General features: G+C 65.7%; 20 protein-coding genes. 8 read left to right on the plus strand and 12 right to left on the minus strand.

The window, feature by feature from the left end; genetic code table 11:
* The first annotated feature begins 103 nt into the window (after nucleotides 1-103).
* Nucleotides 104-1297 (plus strand): DesA family fatty acid desaturase, encoded by a 1194-nt coding sequence (locus AB7849_RS06760; RefSeq protein WP_008211969.1) that lies wholly within the window; start codon nucleotides 104-106, stop codon nucleotides 1295-1297.
* Between the two features lie 81 nt (nucleotides 1298-1378).
* Here AB7849_RS06760 and AB7849_RS06765 read toward each other — a convergent pair whose 3' ends face one another.
* From AB7849_RS06765 to AB7849_RS06785, 5 genes are all read right to left on the minus strand, one after another.
* Nucleotides 1379-1894: a DUF3016 domain-containing protein gene (locus tag AB7849_RS06765; RefSeq protein WP_369500740.1), complete on the minus strand. Its 516-nt coding sequence runs from the start codon at nucleotides 1892-1894 to the stop codon at nucleotides 1379-1381.
* A gap of 517 nt (nucleotides 1895-2411) precedes the next feature.
* Nucleotides 2412-2579 (minus strand): 50S ribosomal protein L33, encoded by a 168-nt coding sequence (rpmG, locus tag AB7849_RS06770; protein WP_008211962.1) that lies wholly within the window; start codon nucleotides 2577-2579, stop codon nucleotides 2412-2414.
* 11 nt (nucleotides 2580-2590) lie between these two features.
* Nucleotides 2591-2827, minus strand: a complete 237-nt coding sequence (gene rpmB / locus AB7849_RS06775) for a 50S ribosomal protein L28 (protein WP_008211960.1) — start codon at nucleotides 2825-2827, stop codon at nucleotides 2591-2593.
* Nucleotides 2828-3078: 251 nt separating this feature from the next.
* Entirely contained in the window at nucleotides 3079-3456 is a 378-nt protein-coding gene (locus AB7849_RS06780) for a hypothetical protein (RefSeq protein WP_008211957.1), read from the minus strand.
* Entirely contained in the window at nucleotides 3453-3818 is a 366-nt protein-coding gene (locus AB7849_RS06785; RefSeq protein WP_008211955.1) for a tlde1 domain-containing protein, read from the minus strand. The genes AB7849_RS06780 and AB7849_RS06785 overlap by 4 nt, the downstream gene beginning before the upstream one ends.
* Before the next feature lie 226 nt (nucleotides 3819-4044).
* Here AB7849_RS06785 and secB point away from each other — a divergent pair, with 226 nt between their 5' ends.
* The 3 genes from secB (at nucleotide 4045) to AB7849_RS06800 (ending at nucleotide 8701) form a co-directional block, all read left to right on the plus strand.
* Entirely contained in the window at nucleotides 4045-4551 is a 507-nt protein-coding gene (gene secB / locus AB7849_RS06790; RefSeq protein WP_008211953.1) for a protein-export chaperone SecB, read from the plus strand.
* 9 nt (nucleotides 4552-4560) lie between these two features.
* On the plus strand, nucleotides 4561-5586 hold the full coding sequence (locus AB7849_RS06795) for an NAD(P)H-dependent glycerol-3-phosphate dehydrogenase (RefSeq protein ID WP_147626247.1): 1026 nt from the start codon (nucleotides 4561-4563) through the stop codon (nucleotides 5584-5586).
* A gap of 91 nt (nucleotides 5587-5677) precedes the next feature.
* Entirely contained in the window at nucleotides 5678-8701 is a 3024-nt protein-coding gene (locus tag AB7849_RS06800) for a DEAD/DEAH box helicase (RefSeq protein WP_369500741.1), read from the plus strand.
* 43 nt (nucleotides 8702-8744) lie between these two features.
* On the opposite strand, the gene AB7849_RS06805 is transcribed toward AB7849_RS06800, so the two are convergent.
* From AB7849_RS06805 to AB7849_RS06815, 3 genes are all read right to left on the minus strand, one after another.
* Nucleotides 8745-9422, minus strand: a complete 678-nt coding sequence (locus tag AB7849_RS06805) for an HAD family hydrolase (protein WP_008207580.1) — start codon at nucleotides 9420-9422, stop codon at nucleotides 8745-8747.
* A 217-nt stretch (nucleotides 9423-9639) separates the two neighbouring features.
* Nucleotides 9640-10659, minus strand: coding sequence for a glucokinase (glk, locus tag AB7849_RS06810; protein ID WP_037097894.1), 1020 nt, complete (start codon nucleotides 10657-10659; stop codon nucleotides 9640-9642).
* Nucleotides 10660-11041: 382 nt separating this feature from the next.
* Complete coding sequence (locus tag AB7849_RS06815) at nucleotides 11042-12589, minus strand: S53 family peptidase (RefSeq protein WP_008207576.1); 1548 nt, start codon at nucleotides 12587-12589, stop codon at nucleotides 11042-11044.
* 172 nt (nucleotides 12590-12761) lie between these two features.
* Here AB7849_RS06815 and hemB point away from each other — a divergent pair, with 172 nt between their 5' ends.
* Complete coding sequence (gene hemB / locus AB7849_RS06820) at nucleotides 12762-13754, plus strand: porphobilinogen synthase (protein ID WP_369500742.1); 993 nt, start codon at nucleotides 12762-12764, stop codon at nucleotides 13752-13754.
* Nucleotides 13755-13775: 21 nt separating this feature from the next.
* Here hemB and AB7849_RS06825 read toward each other — a convergent pair whose 3' ends face one another.
* Both AB7849_RS06825 and AB7849_RS06830 read right to left on the minus strand, forming a co-directional pair.
* Entirely contained in the window at nucleotides 13776-14285 is a 510-nt protein-coding gene (locus tag AB7849_RS06825) for a DoxX family protein (RefSeq protein ID WP_202799607.1), read from the minus strand.
* 69 nt (nucleotides 14286-14354) lie between these two features.
* Nucleotides 14355-14660, minus strand: coding sequence for a carboxymuconolactone decarboxylase family protein (locus AB7849_RS06830; protein WP_008207571.1), 306 nt, complete (start codon nucleotides 14658-14660; stop codon nucleotides 14355-14357).
* A gap of 332 nt (nucleotides 14661-14992) precedes the next feature.
* Between AB7849_RS06830 and pyrC the strand changes: the two genes are divergently transcribed.
* Nucleotides 14993-16036, plus strand: coding sequence for a dihydroorotase (gene pyrC / locus AB7849_RS06835; protein WP_008207569.1), 1044 nt, complete (start codon nucleotides 14993-14995; stop codon nucleotides 16034-16036).
* Nucleotides 16037-16307: 271 nt separating this feature from the next.
* Here the strand turns inward: pyrC and AB7849_RS06840 are convergent, their stop codons facing one another.
* Nucleotides 16308-16958 carry a hypothetical protein gene (locus AB7849_RS06840; RefSeq protein WP_008207567.1) on the minus strand — a complete coding sequence of 217 codons (651 nt, stop codon included), beginning with the start codon at nucleotides 16956-16958 and terminating at the stop codon, nucleotides 16308-16310.
* 354 nt (nucleotides 16959-17312) lie between these two features.
* Between AB7849_RS06840 and AB7849_RS06845 the strand changes: the two genes are divergently transcribed.
* A complete protein-coding gene (locus AB7849_RS06845; protein WP_008207565.1) occupies nucleotides 17313-18017 on the plus strand; it encodes an RNA polymerase sigma factor in 705 nt (234 codons plus the stop codon).
* Between the two features lie 176 nt (nucleotides 18018-18193).
* Here AB7849_RS06845 and AB7849_RS06850 read toward each other — a convergent pair whose 3' ends face one another.
* Complete coding sequence (locus tag AB7849_RS06850; protein ID WP_008207563.1) at nucleotides 18194-18985, minus strand: glutaminyl-peptide cyclotransferase; 792 nt, start codon at nucleotides 18983-18985, stop codon at nucleotides 18194-18196.
* Between the two features lie 96 nt (nucleotides 18986-19081).
* Here AB7849_RS06850 and AB7849_RS06855 point away from each other — a divergent pair, with 96 nt between their 5' ends.
* A complete protein-coding gene (locus AB7849_RS06855; protein WP_008207561.1) occupies nucleotides 19082-20923 on the plus strand; it encodes a monovalent cation:proton antiporter-2 (CPA2) family protein in 1842 nt (613 codons plus the stop codon).
* Nucleotides 20924-20946 lie beyond the last annotated feature (23 nt).

The following is a 20946-nucleotide window of genomic DNA, read 5'->3' on the forward strand; positions in this document are numbered from 1 at the left end:
AAGAGCAAGTGCGTGTGCCTTACCATGGAATGTCAATCCATGCTGGCGGGTACGGAAACCCTCGCTTTAGACTGCCTTCTCACCGCACCCGAGTGATTTCCAAATGCTTGATGCCGTACTCAATTTCCTGTCCAACGGCGTGACCCACGCGAGTTGGGTCAGCATGCTGGTCTACCTGTTGGTGATGACCCAGCTCACCATCTTCACGGTGACGCTGTATCTGCATCGCTGCCAGACCCACCGTGGCGTCGACCTGCATTGGTCGATCTCGCATTTCTTCCGTTTCTGGGGCTGGCTCACCACGGGCATGGTCACCAAGGAGTGGGTGGCGGTGCATCGCAAGCACCACGCCAAGGTGGAAACCGCGGAAGATCCGCACAGCCCGCAGATCTACGGCATCAAGAAGGTGTTCTGGGATGGCGTGTCGCTGTATCGCGACGCCAGCGAAGTGAAGGAAGACCTGGAGAAGTACGGTCGCGGCACCCCGGACGACCTGGTCGAGCGCAAGCTCTACAGCGCGCACCCGTACTGGGGGCCGGCGCTGATGCTCGTGATCAACCTGGTGTTGTTCGGCGTGATCGGCGCCGCGATCTGGGCCGTGCAGATGATCTGGATCCCGTTCTGGGCCGCCGGCTTCGTCAACGGCATCGGCCACTGGTGGGGCTATCGCAATTTCGAGAGCTCCGACACGGCGACGAACCTGATCCCGTGGGGCTTCTGGATCGGTGGCGAAGAGCTGCACAACAACCATCACGCCTTCCCCAGCTCGGCCAAGTTCGCGCTGCGCAAGTGGGAATTCGATATCGGTTGGGCCGCCATCTGCGCACTGCGCGCCGTGGGCCTGGCCAAGGTGTTGCGCGTGGCGCCGGCACTGGACGTGCGCCCCAACGTATCGTTCCCGGATGCGGACACGCTGAAGGCGGTGCTGACCCACCGTTTCCAGGCCATGACCGACTTCTATCGTGGCGTGATGGTGCCGACCCTGCGCGAGGAAGCCACCCACGCGGGCGACAACCTCAAGGCCGTGCCGCGTCGTCTGCGCCGCGCACTCGCCGATGGTGGCCGCTGGCTGGACAACGAAGGCAGCGACCGCCTGCAGGCCGTGCTGGCCAAGCGTCCGACCTTGCAGACCGTGTACGACTTCCGCAACCGCCTTGCCGCCCTGATGGAGCAGCGCGGTGCCGAGCAGGCGCTGAAGGGTCTGCAGCAGTGGATCCACGAGGCCGAGGAAAGCGGTATCCGCACGCTGCAGGAGTTCGCGCAGCACTTGAAGGGATACAGCGTCGCCACGGCCTGACCCTGCGACAGCAGAAACGACGAGGCCCGCCTTCATGGCGGGCCTTTTTGTTGGTGGGGTCCTCGGGATCCGGGCGGGTGCTCAGAGTTTCGCCGGTCCCCGTCTCAGCCAGCGATCGACCAGACGCTTTTCGTGGCGCAACGGATCGCTGTCGGAAAGTCCGCCCGGACTGTCGTACATGAAATCCAGGCCGATGAGGCGACGGTCACCCTCGCGTATCGTCTTTCCGTGGCTGTCCAGCAGCCGGAAGTGCAGGTTGATGCGCGGCGGATAGTTGTCCGAGACGATCCGTACCGGATTCAGCCGGCCCGCCGAAGGCAGGTAGGAGCCGGCGCGGTCGATATCGGTGATGACGATATCCAGCCGTTCGCCCGGGGGCACGATGGTCGCGGCCTGCTTCTCGATGTAAGCCTTGAGGGTGACCAGGTAGCCGGAATCGGCCTGCAGGGGCGCAAACGCCTGCACCTCCTTGGTCTCGGTGAAGTTTTCAGGGTGGTCGTAGCGCACGGTGGCCGTGCCGTGGGTAGCCGCTGCGGCCGCGGCCGCGAATACGATCAGGACCAGGCCGATGATCGGGCGAATGCGGTAGATGGACATGACGGACCTCCGGGAGCCGGATATGGGCGTCACGTTACAGGATGGAGTGCGAAGGTGGTGCGAGTTTGCGCAGCGGCGCCAGCTGACGATCCCGATCCGGCCGTCATTCTAGTGCAGGTCCCACTGCTGTCCGGAATGATTTTGAGCACCCGCCGCCCTGCGTGACGTGCACCGGCACCACATCCTTGCTCGTCATTCCTGCGAAGGCAGGACAAGCGCGAAGCGCGCAGAACGCCCGAAGGGCGGCCCCGGAGGGGTGAGCGCAGCGAGTAATCCAGCGACTGTGCGGCTTGAGCGGGCGTGGTCGTGACTGGATGACCCGACATTCGCCTGTTGAAGGGCGTCTACGGCCACTGACATGGAGACGGCTTCAAGGTCCGTGCGGCCAGATCGATGATCTGTGGATCAGGCAAAGAAAAACCCGCCACGAGGGCGGGTTTTGGGTACTTCACTGGATCCCGGCCTGCGCCGGGATGACCAAATGGCTAGCCACGCGCTGCGCGCGTGGGCCATTTGGTCACTTGATCTTGCCTTCCTTGTAGATCACGTGCTTGCGCACGACGGGATCGTACTTCTTGAATTCGAACTTTTCCGGCGTGTTCTTCTTGTTCTTCTGCGTGGTGTAGAAGTGACCGGTACCGGCCGAGGAGATCAGGCGGATCTTGTCTTGCTTGCTGTTGGCCATGACTTAGCTCCTCAGACCTTTTCGCCGCGGGCACGCAGGTCGGCGATCACGGCCTCGATGCCCTTCTTGTCGATGGTGCGCAGCGCGTGGTTGGAAACGCGCAGCTTGATCCAGCGGTTCTCGCTGGCGACCCAGAAGCGACGCTCGTGCAGGTTGGGCAACCAGCGGCGACGGGTCTTGTTGTTGGCATGCGAGACGTTGTTGCCGGTCTGCACACCCTTTCCGGTGACTTGGCATACACGGGCCATGATGACCTCCGTATTGAGTGGTGTAACGCCCGTTGGCCAGGGCGACATCGGCCCAGCGGCGCCTTGCGCCACGCGATGCTGGTGGGTGTTGCATTCGCCATCACCTGAAGCCGCATCGCGTCGCGGACACACCCGGAAGGCCGGGCTGGCAGAGGTCGAGCCGCCTATTGTCCCGCAAAAACAGGGCGCTGCGCAATCTTTGCCGTTCCGCAGCCAGCAAGGCATTGGCTGAACAGGCGGCGGAGCTGGATCTAGTCGTCGAATTGCTGCGAGATGACGTAGGTGGTCATTCTCGCGCCTGGGCATTCGCCATCTACCATGCTGGTCTTCGTGATGATGGCGACGGATTTGCCGCTCTTCGCATGCAGCACGATGCGATAGATGGCCGCAAAACTTCCCTTGACACCGGGAGTTTTCGACAACACCTGTATCTCGGTCTTCGAGTTGTCGATGCTGTTGAGCCGGATAAGCCCTGCGTTTGCCAGCTGTACCGCCGAATAGGATGCCGACTCGTGCGCGCACGTCCAGTCAGGGCTGTGCGGTGCCACGTCTGGCTTGGCGGCGGCTGCCAGGGCGGAAGCAAGCCATATGGTCACGGTCAGCAGGGCTTTCACATGCAGACGCTTCACGGCACCACCTCGAGCACTCTGTCTCCGCTTGCCACGATCGCATGGCGCACCCATGGCGCAACCACGATACAACCATCCGATGAATCGTCGGGATGCTTCGAGTTTGCACCGTGGATCAGAAAGAGCGATCGACCGAACATCTGATTGTGCATGTCTGGCGTCAGCCGGAGCGAATAGATGCCGGTATGCTTGTCATGAAAAGGCGGCCCGATCGTGTACTTGCCCTGTGGCAACGGACCCTTCTTCGGCAGGCTCTGGAACTGCGGATGATTCTGCCAGGGTCTTTTCCCGGCGTAGCCCGTTGCGACTTTCTTGCCGTTATGATCCAGCTCTCCAGTGGCCTGATGATACGTCCACGACATGCCTGTCTCCTTCGTCCGTGCTGATAAGCGGGCCCGATGCTAGCGAGCTTTGCAGGACGTATTTGCGGAGCAAATCGCATTCCTGACGAAAATGATCCGCTGCGTCCACCGGGTATATCGCGCGCCAGCCTGTGTCAGGTGGAGCGAGCGTGGCGGTGGCGGGGGATGTATGGAACAATCGACCTCTTTCGCGTATCCGCAACGTACAAGACGAGGGGTTTTTCCGATGGCAGAAGTCACCACCCTGGACCAGGCCAACGGCCAGGCCGGCCAGCCGCAGCTGGTGCTGCAGAAGATCTACGTGAAGGACGTGTCCTTCGAGGCGCCGAATGCGCCGCAGATCTTCCAGGAGATCGGCGAGAACGAGCAGGCCCAGCCGCAGGTACAGCTGAACCTGGGCCAGAGCGCCACCGATCTCGGCGGCGACCTGTACGAAGTGGTGCTCAGCCTCACCCTGACCTGCACGCTGGGCGAGCGCACCGCTTACCTGGCCGAAGTGCAGCAGGCCGGCGTGTTCGGCATTGCCGGCTTCGATGCGGCCGATCGTGACGGCGTCATTGGCAGCTACTGCCCGAACCTGCTGTTCCCGTACGCGCGCCAGGTGATCTCCTCGCTGGTGCTGGAAGGCGGTTTCCCGCCGTTCCTGCTGCAGCCGATCAACTTCGACGCCCTGTTCGCCGAGCAGCAGCGCCGGGCGGCGGGCGGCGGCGAGGCGCCGACGCTCAACAGCTGAGTCCGGACCATGGCTGAAGCATCGACCCTGGCCGTCCTCGGCGCCGGCTCGTGGGGCACGGCGCTGGCTGCGCTGGCCGCACGCAATGGCACGCCGACACGGTTGTGGGGCCGCGATGCGCGGGCGCTGGCCGAAATGGCCAGCAGCCGGCGCAACCAGCGTTACCTGCCTGGTCTGGCGTTGCCGGAATCGCTGGTCTACGAGAGCGATCTTGGTGCCGCCGTGCGCGGCGCCGGTGTGGTGCTGATCGTGGTGCCCAGCCACGCGTTCGCGTCCATCCTGGACGAGCTCGCGCCACTGCTCGACGCCGATACCGCGATCGCCTGGGCGACCAAGGGCTTCGAGCCGGGTACCGGCCGTTTCCTGCATGAACTGGTAGCCGAAAAGCTGCCGGGGCGGCCTGCTGCGGTCATCACCGGGCCGTCGTTTGCCAAGGAAGTGGCGGCCGGGATGCCCAGTGCAGTCACCGTGCATTCGGAAGATGCGAGCTTCGCCCAGCATCTTGCCTCGATGCTGCACGCGCCCGACTTCCGCGCCTATTCGGGCAACGATGTGCTTGGCGCCGAGCTGGGCGGCGCAATGAAGAACGTGCTGGCGGTGGCCACTGGCGTGGCCGATGGCATGGAGCTCGGGCTCAATGCCCGCGCCGGCCTGATCACCCGCGGCATGAACGAGATGCTGCGCCTGGGCGTGGCATTGGGTGCGCGACCGGAAACCCTGATGGGCCTGTCGGGCCTGGGCGACCTGGTGCTCACCTGCACTGGCGATCTCTCGCGCAATCGCCGGCTTGGCCTGGCCTTGGGCAAGGGCGTGGCCATCGACGAGGCAGTGCGCCAGATCGGCCAGGTGGTCGAAAGCGTGCTGACCGCCGACGAAGTGGTTCGGCTGGCCACCAAGCATGGCCTGGACCTGCCGATTTCCGCCGGCGTGCGTGCCGTGCTGCATGGCGAAGTGACACCCGTCGAAGGGTTGAAGGCGCTGATGGGGCGCGAGCAGAAACCCGAGTATCCGAAGGGTTTGTTCGAGCCGCGTTGAGCGCTGATTCGAGATCCTGACGATGGGCTTGCGGGCAAACCCCGCAGGCCTGCTAAGCTCGGAAGTTTCATCGCCCACGGATCGCATCCGCATGCAGCCACCGGACGAGAAACACCTCGGCGAGCCCGCCTCGCCCCGCGCCGGCAGCGACAGGCTGCCCGTGGCGTGGCGCAAGCTGCTGGCCGCGCCGGCCGTCGCCGCCGCTTCGCGCGAGCCGGGCGTGCTCGGTTTCTTCTTCGAGGTGCTGTCGGACGAAGGCGCGCCGTACGGGCGGCTGGACGTGGCGCCGGTGACGCTCAGCGTGGCCGAGCACGGCCGCTTCGTGCGGCCGGTGCCGCTGGACAGCAAGCTGCTGGCACGCACCACCTTGCCGTCCCACGAGCAACGCCTGGCGACCACCGTGCTGGGACTGCCGCAGGCCTTGCGCAAGGGTCGCAGCTACGCCCATCTGGCCGGCCATGTCGGCGATGCACTGTTGGCCGAGATGCTGGATACCGCGCCGTGCTTCCTTGGCGGCCTGGGTGGCCTGCGCCTGTCGCGCGGGCGTTCGCATCAGCTCAACTGGCACTGGCAACTGGAACAGGATGGCAGCCAGCGCCTGCTGCCGGCGCTGGGACACAGCCAGCGCCCGCTGCGCCTGGACACGCTGTGGTATCTCGACGCCGAGCGCGCCGAGCTGGGCCACCTCGAAGCCCCGGCCGAAGAAAGCCACTGGCTCGACCTGCCGCCGCTGAAGTACGACGAGGCGCCGGGGCTGTGCGCCACGTTGCCGCACAGCCGGCTCGCCCATCGCGTACCCGCGCCGCAAGTGCTGGGTGAACTGCAGCGCGAGGAACTGGCGCCGAAACCCGTGCTCACCCTGCACGCATTGACCCGTCACGCCCGCCTGGCTGCGGGCACGCCGCCGCTGGCCTACGCGCGACTGGCCTTCGACTATGCCGGCGAGCGCCTGCCCAGTCGCGGTGGCGAGCCGCTGGTGCGACGCGTGCGCAACGGCCAGCTGGTCGAGATCACCCGACGTCGCGCCGAAGAGTTGACCGCGATGGAGCAACTCGAACGCGCCGGGCTGACCCCCGCCGTGGATACCGAAGGCCTGCCGTGGGACCTGGCCGACACCTTGCCGGATGATGCCTGGCTGTTTCCGGGCAAGGGCCATGCCGGCGCGCTGGAAGTGAACACACCCGCGCGTTGGCTGGCCTTGCGGCCGAAGCTCGAGGGCGAAAACTTCCAGCTCGACTACGCGCCCAGCTTCCCGTTCGAAGTGCTCGATGGCCCGGTGCACTGGTACGGCAACGCGGTGGAAGATGCCGATGACCATGCCTTCGACCTGGAAATCGGCATCGAGGTCGAAGGCAAGCGCCACAACCTGCTGCCTGCGGTAGCGCAGGCGCTGGCCGATCATCAGCTCAACCTGCGGCCGGTCGCCAACGAACCAGAGGATGCCGTCTGGTATGCCCCGGTGGATGATCGCCGCCGCGTGCCGGTCAGCCTGCGCGAACTGCGCGGCCTGCTCGCGCCGCTGGCCGAATACCTGGAAAAACCGAAAAGGAAACTGCACCTGCCGCGCGTGCAGGCCGGCCGGCTGGAAGAGCTGGCCGAGGCGTTGCCCGGCGATGGCGAACTGCAGGCGCCGGAGGCCTTGCGCGGATTCACCACGCGCCTGCGCGATGCCGCCGAACGCGCCAGCGATGTCGTGCCCGATGGACTCACCGTCGAATTGCGCCCCTACCAGCGCGAAGGCCTGCGCTGGCTCAATGCGCTGGCCGAGGCCGGCGTGGGCGGCGTGCTGGCCGACGACATGGGCCTGGGCAAGACGCTGCAACTGATCACCCATCTGCTCGCACTGAAACAGCGCGGTGCGCTGGAACAACCCGCGCTGATCGTGGTGCCGACCAGCCTGATTCCGAACTGGCAATCCGAGGTTGCCCGCTTTGCGCCGATGCTGAAAGTGCTGGCCTTGCACGGCCCGCAGCGCAGCGAGGATTTCGGCCAGCTCGATGCGCACGACATCGTGCTCACCAGCTACGCCTTGCTGCCGCGCGACGTGGTCACGCTGCGCAAGCAACCGTTTGCGTTGATCGTGCTGGACGAAGCCCAACAGGTGAAGAATCCGCGCACCCAGGCGCGCCGCGCCGCGCTCAGCCTGCGCGCGCCACGTTGCATCTGCCTCACCGGCACGCCGCTGGAAAATCACCTGGGCGAATTGTGGTCGCAGGTGGATCTGGCGGTGCCCGGTTTGCTGGGCGACGAGGGGGCGTTCCGCCGGCATTACCGCGTGCCGATCGAGAAGCAGCGCGACGAGGAATGCCAGGCGCGGCTCAATCGCCGGCTCGCGCCGTTCATCCTGCGTCGTACCAAATCGCAGGTGGCGTCCGAATTGCCGCCGAAGACCGAGATCACGCGCCGCGTGGTACTCGACGGCCGCCAGCGCGAGCTGTACGAAAGCCTGCGCCTGACCCTGGCCGACGAACTGCGCGAGGTGATTTCCCAACGTGGCATCGCGCATTCCGGCATCGTCGTGCTCGATGCCCTGCTCAAGCTGCGCCAGGTCTGTTGCGATCCGCGGCTGGTGAAACTCGAAGCCGCGCGCGGCGTGCACGACTCGGCCAAGTTCGAATTGCTGATGGACATGCTGCCCGCGCTGCTGGCCGAAGGGCGCAAGGTGCTGCTGTTCTCGCAGTTCACCGAGATGCTGCGGCTGATCGCCGGCGAACTGGACCGACGCCGCATCCGCTACGTCACCCTCACCGGCGAAACGCGCGATCGCGCCGAACCCGTGCAGCGCTTCCAGGACGGCGACGTGCCGCTGTTCCTGCTTTCGCTGAAAGCTGGCGGCGTCGGCCTCAACCTCACCGCCGCCGACACCGTGATCCACTACGACCCGTGGTGGAACCCTGCCGCCGAGGCGCAGGCCTCGGACCGCGCCCACCGCATCGGCCAGGACAAGCCGGTGTTCGTGTTCCGCCTGATCACCGCAGGCACGGTGGAAGAGCGCATCGAGGAAATGAAGGCGCGCAAGGCCGAGCTGGCCGAAGCCGTGCTCGACGGCGGCGGCAGCCGCGAACGGCTGAGCTTCGACGAGGGTGATCTGGAAGCGTTGCTGGCGCCAGGCTGATCGGGATCATGTGATGTGGAGAGGGCGCTGGTGATGCACCATCTCACTCGCGCGCCACGATCTCGTCGATATGCCGCAGCAAATCCGCCGGATCTTCATACACGCGGAACGCACCGGCGCGTTCCAGTTCATCCTGGCCATAGCCGCCGGAAAGCAGGCCGATGCCGAGTGTGCGGGCTCGCTGCGCGGCCAGCATGTCCCAGACGCTGTCGCCGATCACCAGCGAGTGCTGGATGTCCACGCCAAGACGGTCGGCGGCGGCAATGAACAGGTCGGGATCGGGTTTGGCGTGGCGCACCATGTCGCGCGTCACCACGGGCACCTTTTCGGGGTCCACGCCGAGTGCCGCGAGATTGTGTGCAGCGGTTTCCATGCGGCCACTGGTGGCGATGGCCCACGGCATGCGCTGGGCGGTGAGGTGCGCCAGCAATTCGCGCGCGCCGGGCAACGCGCGCACCGCATGCTGCGCGTGGTAGCGGTTGAACGCCTCGGCGTGGCGGATGCGCAGGCGCTCCAGCCGCTTCTCGGTGATCTCCAGCCCGGTCTCGCGCAACAGGATGTGGGTGAACAGGCCGCCGCTCATGCCCACCTTGCGGTGGATGCGCCACACCGACAGTTCCACGCCTTCCGCGTCCAGCGCTTCCTTCCACGCCAGCACGTGCTGGTAGACGCTGTCGATCAGGGTGCCGTCGAGGTCGAACAGCAGGGCGGTGCGGGACATGCGGATCTCCGGGTGTGGTGCGGATTGTCGAGTATGCGCATGTGCTCGTGAGCGACGCGCGAGCGCTCAGCGCCTGTGGAAATTCATCCTCTCGCCGCCATGGCCGTTGTAGAAGCCCGCTCGCGGGCGATGCTCCTGCTCTGGCGCTCATCGGGCGGAAAATCAGGAGCATCGCCCGCGAGCGGGCTCCTACTCGATCACTTCGGATACTGAGCGCTCAGCCGCGCGGGGGCAGCAAGGGCTGGCCGGCTTGTACGCGGGCCAGGGCGGCGGCGCCGAGCAGACCGGGTTCCGGATGGATGACCGCGACCGTGGGCACCTGCTCCATCGTCTCGCGGAAGCGGCCCTTGGCCTCGAAGCGCTGGCGGAAGCCGCCATGGCGCAACCACGGCAACAGGATTGGCAGTACGCCACCGGTGAGGTAGACGCCGTTCCAGCCACCCAGGCTCAGCACCAGGTCGCCGGCCACACTGCCGAAGATGCCGGCCAGCGTTTCCACCGTGCGCGCGCACAACGGGTCGCTGCCGTCCACTGCGTGCGAGGTGATGTCTTCGGGCGAATATTCCTCGGGCGGCTGTCCGGCGATGTCGGCCAGTGCCAGGTAAAGATTCACCAGGCCGTTGCCGCAGATCATGCGTTCGTTGGACACGCGGCCGAAGCGCGCGTTGAGGCGATGCAGGATCTCCACGTCTTCGCTGGTGTGCGCGGCGAAGCCGGCGTGGCCGCCTTCGGTTTCCAGCACGGTCCAGCGGCCGTCGCGCAGCAACAGGCCGGCCACGCCAAGGCCGGTACCCGGGCCCATCACCACGTAGGTCTGCGTGGGGTTGCCATCCAGTTGCGGCAACGACTGCGAGCCGACCGATGCCAGGTACGGCGCACTCAACAGCGGCACCGCCATGCCCTGCGCGGCGAAGTCGTTGACCAGCGATACCGAGTCCAGCCCCAGCTTGGCTTGCAGCGCATGCGCGACCACTGCCCAGGGGTTGTTGGTGATCTGCACCGTCTCGCCATCGGCGATGCGGCCGGCGGCGGCAATGGTGGCGCGGCGCGCGGTGTGGCCGGTGTCGGCGAAATATTGCTGGATCGCGTCGGCGAGCGTGTCGAAATCCCGCACGCGGTAACGTCGCACGCTGTCCATCAGCAGGGGATCCACCCGGCCGGTATCGGCCAGTGCGAAGCGGACGTTGGTGCCGCCCAGGTCGGCAAGCAGGGTGGGGGCGGCGTTCGGGGAACTCATCGACGATCCTGACGGGGAAAGCTCTACAGCCTGCCGCTTGGCGGCGCGTTCGTCCAGTCCGGCGAACATGCGCGGGCGCATGGGAGAGGTTGTCGAAGTGCTGCCAGTGCCGCGGAAGCCTTCCGGAGAGCCGGATAGACGTCCATTTGAAGGCTTCCCGAGATCGGATCGGATGAGGCGATGGATACCGCCCGGATCAGTCACTCATTGCCTGAAGGCTCTCCTGCAAGGGTTTGCATCCCGCCCACGGCGGCTGGACCGCCTTGCGCAACCCGCGGCTACGCAAGCGCGCCCGCCGCCGTAAGGATGCGCGGCAGGTTGCTGCGATGAATGGCCGTGATCAACGAGGTTTGCGGCCGGCATCGATCAACGCGCCAGGAGATTACTGCGCGTGCTTTTTCGTGCTTTTCCGCAGCGCCGTCAGCGCATCGAGCAGGGTCTTTCCGTCGGGGCTGCCCCAGCCGGTGCACGCGTCCCAGCCCTTGCCGCCCTGGTAGGCGCCATTGTTGCCTTGGGTGATGTCGCGGAATGCGGCGCTGCCGATCTGGTACACGGCGGCGTGCATGTCGCCCAGCGGTGCGCCAAGCGCCTGGTTGAACCGCGCCACCAGTGCGGCCCATAGCGGTGCCACCGCGCTGGTGCCGCCGATCACCTGATCGGTCCCGTCCACGCGTACCTGATAGCCGGTGAGCGGGTCGGCATCGCCGGCGACATCGGGTACGCCGCGGCCGGCGAAACCGCCCGTGGCCGCGGGCACCTTGGCGGTTTTCTGCCACGTGGGTAGCGCGAATGCCGTGCTGACGCCGCCGCCGGTAGCGCCTTCGTTGGCGGCCGTCTCGTTCCATACCGTTTCGCTGCTGATCTGGCTGGCGCTGGCGACCAGCTTCGTGCCGCCGCAGGCCAGCGCGTACGGGCTGGAGGCCGGGAAGTCGACGTGGGGCAGGCCGTCGCTTTCGCCGTCCGAGGAGCCGCTGTCGCCGGCGGCCACGGTCACCGTGACGCCGAGTGCGGCGGCGTCCTGCAGCGCGGTCTGCATCGCTTCGCGCGAGGTGCTGCTCCAGCTGTCCTCCGGGCCGCCCCAGCTGATCGAGATGATCGATGGCTTGTGGGTGGTGTCGTGTGCGGCTTGCGAGATCGCTTCGTAGAAACCCTGGTCGGTGTTCGGTGCGAAATACACGACGAGCGCTGCGGCGGGCGCCAGTGCGCCGACAACTTCGATATCCAGCATCACTTCCGCATCGGCATCACTGCCCGGCTGGTTCTTGCCGCCGGCAACGGACACGGCCGTGACCGAGGGCGTTTTCGCAAGGCCTAGCGACTTGAAGTAGGTGCTGAGGTCGCTGGCCACGTAACCGCCACCGAGCTCGATGATGGCCACGTTCTGGCCGCTGCCGTCGCCATCGGGAAAAGCGTAGAGCTGGCCGAGCTGGATCGGGGTGTAGGTCTGGCTGGGTTGGGCCAGTGGCTTGCGGAAATGCGGGCGCGCGACCGGGCGGCGATCCAGTCCGAGTACGGCGATCACGCCCTCGGGCAGTGCCGGTGCCTCGGCGCAACCGACAAAGGCCTCGCCGCCATCCTCCGGCTGGTAACGTCCCAGCGTCACGCCGAAGGCGCGCTGCATGCTTGCCGCGGAACCGCGCAAATGCAGCACGCGGCGATGCGGCTGGCAGCCGGTTTCTTCCAGCCCGTGCGTGTGCGCGAAATCGCGCAGGCGCGTCACGTCGGCAGGGTCGGCCCCGCCGTGTTTGTCGAAATCCGCGTGTTGCAGCGGCGCCGTATGCGGCCATGTGGCGGTGGGCGGTGTCTCGCCGCGGCGGCGCATGACCAGGGTGATCTCCAGCGGCGTGTTGTCGTCGTGGGCGCTGAGGTAACGGGCCTTCGCCGGAGCGTGCCAGCGTGAATGGAACGGGTGGGGAGCGTGGGTGGTCATGGCGTGTTTCCGTCTTTGTGCGGAGTCCGTGGCAGGACGATGCGCCTGCCGGTGTATCGATGACGTATGCGCGGTGTTGGACATTCGTCGCGCGCGGCAAAGTGTCCACTGCCGGCGGCATGCACGAGGCGTGGCGCTAGAATGGGCGGATATCGCGCCACGAGATCCCGCCATGAACTTCCCCGCCATCCGCATGCGTCGCATGCGTCGCGACGCCTTCTCCCGCGCCCTGATGCGCGAGCACACCTTGCTGTCGAGCGACCTGATCATGGTCGCGTTCGTGATCGAGGGCGAAGGCCAGCGCGAGAGCGTGCCGTCGATGCCGGGCGTGGATCGTCTGTCCATCGACGAGTTGCTGAAGCTGGCCGGCGAATGCGTGGAACTCGGCATTCCGGCGCTGGCGCTGTTTCCCTCGCCCGGCGCGAACGTGAAGAGCGAGGATGCGCGCGAGGCGTGGAATCCCGATGGCCTGATGCAGCGCGCCACGCGCGCGTTGAAGGCGACGTATCCCGAGATGGGCCTGATCGGCGACGTGGCGCTGGATCCGTACACCACGCATGGCCAGGACGGGCTGATCGACGCATCCGGCTACGTGATGAACGAGCCCACCGTCGAGGCGCTGGTGAAGATGTCGCTGGCGCAGGCTGAGGCCGGTATGGATTTCGTGGCGCCGTCGGACATGATGGACGGCCGTATCGGCACCATCCGCGAGGCGCTGGAAGCCGCCGGCCACATCCACACCCGCATTCTTGCCTACTCGGCGAAATACGCCTCCGCGTTTTACGGCCCGTTCCGCGATGCGGTGGGTTCCTCGGCCAATCTCGGCAAGGGCAACAAGCACACCTACCAGATGGACGTGGGCAACTCCGACGAGGCCTTGCGCGAAATCGAGCTGGACATCGCCGAAGGCGCCGACGCCGTGATGGTGAAGCCGGGCCTGCCCTACCTCGACGTGCTGCGTCGGGTGAAGGACGCTTTTGGCATGCCCACCTTCGTCTACCAGGTCAGCGGCGAATACGCGATGCTCAAGGCCGCGTCACAGAATGGCTGGCTGGACGAGAAGGCGGTGGTGCTGGAAGCGCTTACCGCGTTCAAGCGCGCGGGAGCGGATGCGATTTTGACCTACTACGCGGTGGACGCGGCGCGGTGGTTGCGCGGGTCATAGTGCCGTTGTCCCGGGCAGGCTTCAGCGGTCGTTTGCGGTCAATGAGTGCTTTCCCTTGCGTCGGAGCAGCAGATTATCCAGTGCCCATGGTCCCGCGCCACCCAATACAAGCGCGGCCAGGCCGGCCAGATAGAGCAGGTCGCATTCATATCCTGGTTGCCCGAAATGGGCACCCGCGGCCGTGACGCTCATCAACTTGATCGAGCTGAAGCCGTAGGGCAGGTGTACGGTGAAGATGGCGACCAGCAGCACGATGGCCATCGGTACTGTTGCGAGAGCCACGAAGGCGCCCAACAGGATGGCCAGGCCGCCGAACACTTCCGTCAGGATGGTCATCCATGCCATCAAATGGGGCAACGGCACGCCGATGGAATGCAGGATGGCGGCGAAAGCGCCAGCGCCTCGGCCGAGTTTGGCAAAGCCGTGTTCCATGAATCCGTAGCCCACGATCAGGCGTATTGGAATCGGTGCCCAGCGGGCAAAACGATGGGGCATCGAGGGTTCGGGTGACGGAACAGTCATGGCGTGCATCCGCGTTCGTGTGGGATGTTCGATGGCGCAGGTTGCGACGGCGGACCGGGCTCGCCGCCGCTGCGGAGGTCAGTCGTGCAACAGATGGGTGGCATGGGTGATGGCGCCACCGGCGCGAATCGCGGCGGCAACCACGGCGGTCTCGCTCAGTTGCGCATCGTCGGCTCCCGCATCACGCGCCGCCTTGGTGTGGATTTCAATGCAATACGGGCACTGCGTGGTCAGCGCCACGGCCACGGCGATCAGCTGTTTCTGGCGGACGTCGAGGGCGCCCTCTGCGAAGGCAGCCTTGTCGAAGGCCCAGAAGGCCTTCATAGAGGCAGGGGCATTTTCGTCGAGTTTTTTCAGGCGGCTCAGATGCTTCATGTCAAACATGTCGGAATCCTCGTGTGGGTGCGAAGTGGTGGCCTGCGTCGCAAGGTGGCGGTGGCCGTCGACAGCGGCCGATGGTCATCGCACGGCCGCTGGTTGTTCTTCGTCGCACGTGCGGATGGGTTACATCGTGAGCTGTCAGCTATCGGGGACAGGTCCGCTTTCTGCAGTAATGGCGGGCATGGGCAGGCATCTCGCGCCTGGCAGAGGCAAGGGCTTTCGTTTTGTTGCGGAGAGCGAAAACCCTGCGGGTGATGGCACCCCATCACGCTGAACGATCGAAATGCGCTCGCGCGATATCATTGGCGCATCTGATCGCAACGAGCCTGCCAACCATGACCCCCACGCGCCTTGAAATCACCCGCCCCGACGACTGGCACCTGCATCTTCGTGATGGCGAGGCGTTGGCCTCGGTGGTTGGCCACAGTGCGAGGCAGTTCGCGCGCGCCATCGTGATGCCCAACCTGAAGCCGCCGGTGACCACGGTGGCGCAGGCGGAGGATTATCGTCGCCGCATCCTGGCCTGCCTGCCGGCGGGTTCGAACTTCCAGCCGCTGATGACACTGTATCTCACCGAGAATACGTCGCCCGAGGAAATCGCCCGCGCCAAGGCGAGCGACAGCGTCTTCGCGGTGAAGTACTACCCGGCTGGTGCCACCACCAACTCCGACTCCGGCGTGCGTGAATTGTCGCGGGTGCATCATGTGCTGGAGGCCATGGAGAAACACGGGTTGCCATTGCTGCTGCATGGCGAGGTCACCGACGCGGAGATCGATATCTTCGATCGCGAGCGGGTTTTCATCGAACGCCATCTGATGCCGCTGCGCGAGCGCTTCCCGGCCTTGCGCATGGTGCTGGAGCACATCACCACCAGTGACGCGGTGGACTTCGTCCGCAATGCGCCGGCCAACGTGGGCGCCACGATCACCGCGCATCACCTGTTGCTGAATCGCAATGCGCTGTTCGTGGGCGGCATCCGCCCGCACAATTATTGCGCGCCCATCCTCAAGCGCGAGACGCATCGTGCGGCCCTGTTGCAGGCAGCGACCAGCGGCGACACGCATTTCTTCCTCGGCACGGACAGCGCGCCGCATATTCGCGCCGCCAAGGAATCCGATTGTGGTTGCGCCGGAGTCTACACAGCGCATGCGGCGATCGAGCTGTACGCCGAGGCGTTCGAGCAGGCGGGTCGGCTGGACCAGCTCGAAGCGTTCGCCAGCTTCCATGGCCCGGACTTCTATCGCCTGCCGCGCAACGCGGGACGCATCGTGCTCGAACGCACGCCGTGGACGGTGCCGGAGGACTATCCCCTGGCTGGCGCCACTTGCAAGCCACTGCGCGCGGGCGAGTCGGTCGCGTGGTCGCTGGTCGAGGCGTGATCGCGCGGGTTTGATCGGGCAAGGCCTGCGCTCGCACGGAAACGCGTGGTTCTTGGTGAAGGCGGCTGGCGGCCGGGCCTGAACTTTGCGCTTGTCGCGTCGTTCCGCGTTTTCACTTCCCCCGACAGCATTGCGGCGCCGCATGGGGCGCGGCGCCGCAATCTCCGAAACGGATTCGGAGTCCCTGCACGGTCATGTCATGTCGCACTGCATGTGCAGCGTGGCCGCCGGCGCTCCGGTCGCCGTCGGCCGATTCGACGCGTCGCGGGCCTCAGTGCAGCGAGGCCAGCTTCACACCCTTCACCTTCAGTGCCTGGGCCACGTCGTACATTGCCTGGTTGAGGATCTTGTGGATATTTTCGTCGGCGCCGTGACCGAATTTGGCGTCGATGTCCTGCATTACCTTGACGTGGAGGTCATGCGACAAGGCCTTGTCGAACAGGTAGCCGGACCACCAGGTGCCATCCGGCGTGGTTCCTGCCGATACCAGGGTCTGCGCCAGCTTGACGCCCTTCAGGTGGGCCGGTGCGGCCGGCAGCTTGACGCCGGCTTCGGTGGCGCGCTTCAGGCCGTCGTTGACGGCGAAGGTCATGCCGTTGATGAAGTTGGTGACATCTTTTTCGCCGTACTGCTTGGTGAGCTTGGCGACCTCGGCGTTGACGGTTTTTTCGCCCAGCATCGACACCAGCGCCTTGGAGAAGCTGAAGTCATGCGCCCCACCGCCGGCCTTGACCAGCGCCGCCGTGACAGTCAGTGCAGGCGCGCCGCTGTAGGTCACACCGCCGAACCAGTTCATGGCCGACGCATTCATCTGCGCCATCGGCGCGGCGGCCGGTGCTTCGGCGGCCGCGGTGACGCCGACAAACGCCAGGCCAGCCACCGTCAGTGCGGCTACCAGTACGTTTTTCCGCATGTTCATCATGTCGAATCTCCTTTGGGCGAAAGTGCGACGTATCCTTGGTGGCAGATCGCACCACCGGATGCGTACATGTGTGCGGGAGGCCCTGGTTCGACGCCAGTCGTCTGCAAGACACCAGACCGCTGTCGCCAGGAAGCCGTCGAGGCGTTCGCTCTGCCAGGGCCTCTTGCCGCGCGTGCATGGGATGCAGCACATGCCGCACAGGTTCCCGTAGGTGGGATGGCCAGCGCCGCTGGCTGCTGCCGGCGGAGAGCGCCGGCCTGTGTCGCGCGCACCTGTCGTGGCTAGCAGGTGAATCGGGCAAACGGGAACCTTGGCCCGTGTCAGCGCATCAGATGGGGTGTACAAGGAGAAATCATGTCAGCACATGCCCATGCAGCGTCTGTCGATTACGCGGCGTTGGACGACAACGCCCTGGTCGAACTGGTTCGTGGTGGCCAGCGCGAAGCCTTCCGCCACATCATGCAACGCTGCAACCAGCGCTTGTTCCGCATCGCGCGCAGCGTGATCGGCGAAGACTCGGAAGCGGAAGACGTGTTGCAGGAATCGTATATGCGCGCTTACAGCAAACTCGACATGTTTCGTGGCGATTCGACCCTGCTGACCTGGCTGACCAGCATCGTGCTGAACGAGGCGCGCGGTCGCCTGCGCAAACGACACACCATGGTCGATCTGGAGCAGGTCGATGCCGCACCGGACGATACCCATCAGGTCATCCGGTTTCCTTCCCGTTTTGGCAGCGAGGACCCCGCTGTGTCCGCCGCCCGTGCGCAGGTTCGCCATTTGCTTGAAGACGCGATCGACACCTTGCCCGACGCATTTCGCACGGTCTACATGATGCGCGAAGTCGAAGAGTGCACGGTGGAGGAAACCGCTGTCGCGCTGGAGATCAAGCCGGAAACGGTGAAGACGCGCCTGTATCGGGCACGCCGGCTGCTGCGCAGCTCGTTGCAGGGCTCGCTTGCCGCCAGCATGAGCGAAGCCTTCCCGTTCATGGGCGAGCGCTGCGCGCGCGTCACCGACGCGGTGATGGCGCGACTGGAAAACCAAGTGGTGGATTGAGCGCGGCAATCGAGACCGTGCGCATGGAGCCGTGCCGTTACCCAGCGACTCGCCTTTCCGGCAAGCGGACGGAGGCGTCTTCAGGTCGCAGGGCGGCGAGTTTTCCCGTCATGCGGGAGTAAACGCTTGCTGCTGCACCAGGCTGCCCGCTTTTCGGCCGGCGAGCGTGGGCGAGATCAGTGTTTCCGCTTCGGCCCGGTCAGGCGGATCTGGTAAAGCTTCGGCCAGCATTTGCCGGTGACGTAGAGGCGATCATGCCTGGCGTCGTAGGCGATGCCGTTGAGCACGTCGTTGACCGGGTCGGCGAGGGTCTCGGGCTTGGGCACCAGGCCGCCGAGGTCGATCCAGCCCACCACCTTGCCGCTGGTCGGATCGATCCGCGCGATGCGGTGGGTCAGCCACACGTTGGCGAAGATCTGGCCCTTCACCCATTCCAGTTCGTTGATGTATTCCAGCGGCTTGCCATCGGCGGTGACGTTGATCTTGCCGACCTGCTTCAGCGTGTCCGGATCGAGTATGCGGATCGTCGGCGTGCCATCGCTCATGTACAACTGCTTGCCGTCGGTGGTCAGCGCCCAGCCTTCGCCGGGATAGGGGAAGCGCGCCTGCGGCTTGAGCGTGGCCAGGTCGTAGATGAAGCCCTGGTGGCTGCGCCAGGTGAGCTGGATCAGCTTGTCCTTCCACGCCACGATGCCTTCGCCGTAGTCGGGCCAGGGCGTGCTGGTCTGCTGCAGCACCTTGCCGCTGTGCAGGTCGACCTTGCGTACCGAGGACTGACCGACCTGGCCGGTGCTCTCGTACAGATAGCCGTCCAGATAGAACAGGCCTTCGGTATAGGCACCGGTGTCGTGCGGATAGGCATGCACCACGGAGTAGCCGTAGACGGGGATGCCGTCACCGGCGGCGCAGGCCGGAAGGGCGAGGCAGGACAGGGCGAGTGCGGCAACGCAGAAGATGAGACGTTTCATGGTTCGGATGATCCCACGTCCCGGGCTCGGATGTGAGGGCCCTTTATGCCGGCCGCGCGTGGAATAATCGGGCCATCCCCGACAAGGCGTGTGCCCATGGACAGTCATCATTTCCTTGAGACGGCCGTCGTGCTGCTGCTGGCGGCGGTTATCGCGGTGCCGCTGACCAAGCGCTTCCGGCTGGGCTCGGTGCTGGGCTATCTGCTGGCGGGCGTGGTGATCGGGCCGTCGGTGCTGCGGCTGGTCGGCAACGTGGATGGCATTGCCACGATTTCCGAGTTCGGCATCGTGCTGATGCTGTTCGTGATCGGCCTGGAGCTGTCGCCGCAACGACTGTGGGTGATGCGGCGCTCGGTGTTCGGTACCGGCTTGCTGCAGGTGCTGGCCAGCAGCGTGGTGATCGGCGTGATCGCCTGGGCGCTGTTCGGGTTGCCTGTGCGCACGGCGGCGATCGTCGGCGGCAGCCTGGCGTTGTCGTCCACTGCGTTCGGCTTGCAGATCCTCGGCGAGCGCAAGGAAACCGGCTCGGCCTATGGACGGCAGGCGTTCGCGATCCTGCTGTTCCAGGATCTGGCGGCAATCCCGCTGATTGCCGCGGTGCCGCTGCTGGCCGGTGGCCCGTCGACGCATCACGGCTTCGATCTGGTGGGGGCGCTGCGCACCATCGGCGTGATCGTGGCGGTGATGGTGGGAGGCCGCTACCTGTTGCGCCCGGTGTTCCGTTTCGTGGCGAAAGCCGACTCACTGGAAGTCTCCACCGCCACCGCGTTGCTGGTGGTGACCGGCGTGGCATTGCTGATGGAGTTGACCGGCGTGTCGGTGACGCTGGGAGCCTTCCTCGCCGGCGTGCTGCTGGCCGATTCGGAATACCGGCACGACCTGGAATCGCATATCGAGCCGTTCAAGGGCCTGCTGCTGGGCTTGTTCTTCGTCAGCGTGGGCATGTCGATGCAGGTGGGCCTGCTGTTGCAGGTGCCGCTGCTGGTGCTGGGTCTGACCGCCGCGCTGTTGCTGGTGAAAGGTGTGCTGCTGTGGCCGCTGGGGCGCATGCTGGGCGGACTGGAGCGGCGCGATGCCTTGCGGCTGGCGGTGCTGCTGGCCAGCGGTGGCGAGTTCGCCTTCGTGGTGTTGAAGCAGTCGCAGGAGCAGGGGTTGATCGGCGCCCGCCAGGGCGGCGCGCTGGTGCTGGCGATCACCTTGTCGATGGCGCTGACCCCCTTGCTGGTGGCGCTGCTGGCCAAACTGCTGGGCAACGACAAGGCGAAGAAGCCGGCGCGCGCCTACGACACCATCGAGGCCGGCACGCCGCGCGTGATCATCGCCGGCTTCGGCCGCATGGGCCAGGTGGTGGGACGCATCCTGCGTGCCGAAGGCATCCCGTTCGTGGCGCTGGACCATTCCATCGAACAGATGGACATGGTGCGCCGCTTCGGCAACTGGAACGACATCTTCTACGGCGACCCGGCGCGGCCGGAATTGCTGCGCGCAGCACAGGCCGACAAGGCCGAGGTGTTCGTGCTGGCCAGCGACGATCCGGAATCCAGCCTGCGCGTGGCGCGCGTGGTGCGCCGACAGTACCCGCACCTGAAGATCGTGGCGCGTGCGCGCAACCGCCAGCACGTGTGGCGGCTGATGGACATGGGCATCGACGAGCCGGTGCGCGAGACGCTGTATTCCAGCCTGAAGATGACCAAGCAGGCGCTGGTGGCGCTGGGCCTGACACCGGAGCGCGCCATGGACCGGGTGGAGCGTTTCCGCCGCCAGGATGCCGAGCTGATCAAGGCGCAATACCTGGTCTACGACGACGAGACCAAGCTGGTGCAGACCACCCGCGAGGCGCTGGCCGACCTGGAGCGATTGTTCGAAGCCGATGCCTCGCCGCAGGCGGAGAAGGCGCGCGAGCGCGACGCGGGGACACCGTTGACCGACGAGGGTTGAGCCGTCCCTGCATCGGGTGTGGG

This window comes from Rhodanobacter sp. FW021-MT20 (assembly GCF_041107475.1).
Taxonomy (GTDB): Bacteria; Pseudomonadota; Gammaproteobacteria; order Xanthomonadales; family Rhodanobacteraceae; genus Rhodanobacter_A; species Rhodanobacter_A glycinis.

Coding starts and splice junctions, on each gene's coding strand:
- AB7849_RS06815 (WP_008207576.1), bottom strand. CDS start 12,589: ATGACCACCCACGCTCCCCACCCGTTCCATTCACGCTGGCACGCTCCG.
- pyrC (WP_008207569.1), top strand. CDS start 14,993: ATGACCCCCACGCGCCTTGAAATCACCCGCCCCGACGACTGGCACCTG.
- AB7849_RS06825 (WP_202799607.1), bottom strand. CDS start 14,285: ATGCACGCCATGACTGTTCCGTCACCCGAACCCTCGATGCCCCATCGT.
- AB7849_RS06805 (WP_008207580.1), bottom strand. CDS start 9,422: ATGTCCCGCACCGCCCTGCTGTTCGACCTCGACGGCACCCTGATCGAC.
- AB7849_RS06760 (WP_008211969.1), top strand. CDS start 104: ATGCTTGATGCCGTACTCAATTTCCTGTCCAACGGCGTGACCCACGCG.
- AB7849_RS06830 (WP_008207571.1), bottom strand. CDS start 14,660: ATGTTTGACATGAAGCATCTGAGCCGCCTGAAAAAACTCGACGAAAAT.
- glk (WP_037097894.1), bottom strand. CDS start 10,659: ATGAGTTCCCCGAACGCCGCCCCCACCCTGCTTGCCGACCTGGGCGGC.
- AB7849_RS06785 (WP_008211955.1), bottom strand. CDS start 3,818: ATGTCGTGGACGTATCATCAGGCCACTGGAGAGCTGGATCATAACGGC.
- AB7849_RS06765 (WP_369500740.1), bottom strand. CDS start 1,894: ATGTCCATCTACCGCATTCGCCCGATCATCGGCCTGGTCCTGATCGTA.
- rpmB (WP_008211960.1), bottom strand. CDS start 2,827: ATGGCCCGTGTATGCCAAGTCACCGGAAAGGGTGTGCAGACCGGCAAC.
- secB (WP_008211953.1), top strand. CDS start 4,045: ATGGCAGAAGTCACCACCCTGGACCAGGCCAACGGCCAGGCCGGCCAG.
- AB7849_RS06845 (WP_008207565.1), top strand. CDS start 17,313: ATGTCAGCACATGCCCATGCAGCGTCTGTCGATTACGCGGCGTTGGAC.
- AB7849_RS06840 (WP_008207567.1), bottom strand. CDS start 16,958: ATGATGAACATGCGGAAAAACGTACTGGTAGCCGCACTGACGGTGGCT.
- AB7849_RS06855 (WP_008207561.1), top strand. CDS start 19,082: ATGGACAGTCATCATTTCCTTGAGACGGCCGTCGTGCTGCTGCTGGCG.
- AB7849_RS06800 (WP_369500741.1), top strand. CDS start 5,678: ATGCAGCCACCGGACGAGAAACACCTCGGCGAGCCCGCCTCGCCCCGC.
- AB7849_RS06795 (WP_147626247.1), top strand. CDS start 4,561: ATGGCTGAAGCATCGACCCTGGCCGTCCTCGGCGCCGGCTCGTGGGGC.
- hemB (WP_369500742.1), top strand. CDS start 12,762: ATGAACTTCCCCGCCATCCGCATGCGTCGCATGCGTCGCGACGCCTTC.
- rpmG (WP_008211962.1), bottom strand. CDS start 2,579: ATGGCCAACAGCAAGCAAGACAAGATCCGCCTGATCTCCTCGGCCGGT.
- AB7849_RS06850 (WP_008207563.1), bottom strand. CDS start 18,985: ATGAAACGTCTCATCTTCTGCGTTGCCGCACTCGCCCTGTCCTGCCTC.